The 3520-nt window shown below is 37.9% G+C and carries 3 protein-coding genes and 1 pseudogene; all 4 read left to right on the top strand.

What is annotated here, in order from left to right; genetic code table 11:
• On the top strand, window positions 1-996 hold a 996-nt coding region (locus AB685_RS28625; RefSeq protein ID WP_047974004.1), incomplete at its 5' end, for a cytochrome c biogenesis protein ResB.
• A 15-nt stretch (window positions 997-1011) separates the two neighbouring features.
• On the top strand, window positions 1012-2199 hold the full coding sequence (ccsB, locus tag AB685_RS28620) for a c-type cytochrome biogenesis protein CcsB (protein ID WP_047974003.1): 1188 nt from the start codon (window positions 1012-1014) through the stop codon (window positions 2197-2199).
• 138 nt (window positions 2200-2337) lie between these two features.
• Window positions 2338-3054, top strand: coding sequence for a response regulator transcription factor (locus tag AB685_RS28615; RefSeq protein WP_047974002.1), 717 nt, complete (start codon window positions 2338-2340; stop codon window positions 3052-3054).
• Window positions 3054-3520: pseudogene (locus AB685_RS28610) on the top strand (PAS domain-containing sensor histidine kinase); the annotation flags it as partial. The gene AB685_RS28615 and the pseudogene AB685_RS28610, both read left to right, overlap by 1 nt.

The raw sequence follows: 3520 nt of genomic DNA, 5'->3' as shown, positions 1-3520 counted from the left end.
CTTATCTTATTTTTAATTGGGTGTATGCTTCGCTATTTTCCTGGAATGTACATCGATGAGCATGTGTGGATCCGTGAAGGAGATCAGGTAGTTGTTCCTGGAACGGATGGACAATATTATATTGAAAATGATCGATTCCTATTAGAGTTTTATGATGAAAATGATGAAACATTCGGTGAAGCTATCGAGCGTTCAGGAAGTCCGGTTGTTAAAAATTTCCAAACGGATGCARGGTTATATGAGCGAACGGATGCTGATACGGTAGGGGATCTTGGAGAGTTAGTAGAAGTTGCTGAACACCCAATTCGGGTGAACTTCCCAATGAGCCATGATGGGTTTAATTTCTATCAACTTGATTATAAGCTAAATGAATTAAAAACAATGAGTTTCACACTTGAAAATAAAGAAACCGGAGATACTTTCGGTCGAATGGATATTGATCTGTATGATCCTGAGCCGAGCTATGATTTAGGTGATGGGCATGAGGTAATCATTCGTGATTACTTCCCTGATTATTTCTTAAATAATGATAACGTGCCTTCAACTCGTTCGAAAATACCAGATAATCCAGTATTCATTTTTGAAATGATTACACCAGATACACTTGAGGGAGAAGTCAGTTTTGTAGGTATTCGTCAAAACCTTGAACCACTTGGTGAAAATGATTATAAAATGACCTTTGTTGATGTGGAAACAAATAATGTAACGGCTCTCGGTGTAAGGAAAGACCGTACTTTGCCAATACTTATTGCAGGTGGAGTTATATTTATGATCGGTTTAATTCAAGGATCATATTGGGCGCATCGCCGTGTATGGGTTCAACGAATTAATGGTGAGGTATGGATTGCTGGTCRCACTAACAAGAACTGGTTAACATTGCGTAAAGACATTGATGAAGCAATTAAAGAAACTCAACTAATGTCTCCTCTTGATCAAGTTGAGGAAAAAGAGAAAGAAGTAGAAGAAGCAAATCAAACTAATAAGAACGAAGATTAGCAGGGAGGGTAAAAAATGGCAGCTTTAAGCGGAAATTTATTATACGTTGCCTTTTTCCTCTATCTTTCCGCGACTATTACCTTTGCTGTTTYAGTAACCGGTAGAAAATGGCGTGACAAGGCAGGAGAAATGACTGGGAATAAATGGGGATTCATTGGATATTTATTATCTGTTGGAGCTTCCTTATTTGCGATAGCTTACTTTATTACAAGATGGGTTCATGCAGGACATGCTCCGGTTAGTAACATGTTTGAATATATGACCTTCCTTGGGATTGCTATTGGGCTGGCCTTTAATGTTATTTATGCAATTTATCGCTCAAATGTCCTGGGGATGTTTACTTTACCAATCGTTATGTTGATTGTAGCCTATGCATCATTATTTCCAAGAGAAGTAGAACCATTGATTCCAGCTCTTCAAAGTAGTTGGTTAACGATTCACGTTATCACAGTTGCCCTAGGGCAAGGTGTTTTATCAATTGGTATGGCTGCTGGTCTAGTGTATCTTGTCCGTACATTAGATTTTACTAAAGCAAACAAACGAACACGTGCTTTTGAATTTGTCATGTATTCTCTAATTAGTTTAGTAGGCTTTATTTTAATCGGGTATCTTTTTAATGCGATGAATTATGAAGCTACATTCAATTATGTGAATGAACAAGATGTAGAAACACAAATGGAATATAATCTTCCACCTCTTGTAGGACCAAATGAAGGTGAATTAATCACTGAAAATAGGATGGAGCCATTTTTTAATGCACCAGCCATCATTCGTAGTAACGACTTAAATACCGTGATCTGGTCATTAATCTCARGTCTCATTTTATATGTGGGCCTCCGATTGATTTTACGTAAGCGTCTTGGTGGGGCCATACAACCATTATTAAAAGGTGTTAGTCCTCAAGCCGTTGACGAAGTGAGCTATCGTGCAATTGCTATCGGTTTCCCAATATTCGCACTAGGTGGATTGATTTTTGCGATGATTTGGGCACAAATTGCTTGGTCTCGTTTCTGGGGTTGGGACCCTAAAGAAGTATGGGCTCTAGTCACATTTTTATTTTATGCAGCGTATCTACATCTTCGCTTATCAAAAGGATGGCAAGGAGAGCGTTCAGCTTGGTTATGTGTGATTGGATTTGCAATTATTATGTTTAACCTCGTTTTCGTTAACTTGGTCATTGCAGGCTTGCATTCATACGCATAAGCGATTTAGACCCTCGTTGATTTGCGAGGGTCTTTCTTTATGTTTACTTATTTAAAACATGATATTTTATTTTTTATCATTGGTCATGCTACACTTAAAGGAATGAATCTTATTTACATAATAGGAGGTTTCATACATATGGAAAAAGAAGCAAAGATTTTAGTAGTTGATGATGAGGATCGTATTCGTAGGCTCCTGAAGATGTATTTGGAAAGAGAGCAATATGAAGTGGAAGAAGCTGAAAATGGTGAACAAGCTTTAAGCTTGGCGCTTGAGGTGGATTATGACCTGATCTTGCTTGATATTATGATGCCTGGTATGGACGGGATTGAAGTATGTCAAGAATTGCGTAAGACAAAAGCGACCCCAGTGATGATGTTAACAGCTAAAGGAGAAGAAGCAAATCGAGTACAAGGATTTGAAGTCGGAACAGACGATTATATAGTTAAGCCATTTAGCCCCCGAGAAGTAGTATTACGGGTAAAAGCTCTTTTACGACGCTCTTCTACAACGAAATTTTTACAAACGGATACTCAAACTAAAGATGTTCTTGTCTTTCAACATTTAACAATTGATAATGATGCTCACCGCGTATCTGTAGATGGTGATGAAATTAGTTTAACACCTAAAGAGTATGAATTGCTTCATTACTTAGCCCAATCTCCGGATAAGGTCTTTTCACGTGAACAACTGTTAAAAGATGTATGGAATTATGATTTCTTTGGAGATCTTAGAACAGTTGACACTCATATTAAAAGATTGCGTGAAAAATTAAACCGTATTTCTCCTGAAGCAGCGGCAATGATTTCAACTGTATGGGGAGTTGGATACAAGTTTGAGGCACAGAAAGAATAATGTTGTGGCGAAGCGTAGTAGGAAAGCTATGGTTTACGATATTATTACTTGTTTCGGTTGTTTTAACGATTTTGATGGTCTTGCTTCTTCAATCATTTGAACGTTTTCATGWGAACGAAGCAGAATCACAACTAGTGAATCATGCCAATATGATTGCAGCAATTTTTGATGGGTACGATGAACAAGACGATGSTCTTAGAACCATCTCTCAATATGGTTCATCCTTTGAAACACATGCGCTCATTTTTGTAGAGGGAACGAAGGTTTGGGGAACGAATAATGCCTCTAATGATGACATTTATGCGCAACTATTTATGACTAATCCAACATTGAGTGAAGTTTTTAACGGAGAGCAAGTAGTTGCAACGGAAGGTGACTTTCCTTTTCAAGAAGACGGAGAAATCAGTCGTACAGAAATGATGGTTGTAGGAGTCCCACTTCAACCAACAGAACTAGATAATAGTGC

The organism is Bacillus sp. LL01 (assembly GCF_001037965.1).
Note: the sequence above shows the minus strand (reverse complement) of the source record. Positions and strands in the feature narration are given on the sequence as shown.

Excerpts from the sequence above, each read along its gene's own strand:
- AB685_RS28615 (WP_047974002.1), top strand. The coding sequence starts at position 2,338 with ATGGAAAAAGAAGCAAAGATTTTAGTAGTTGATGATGAGGATCGTATT.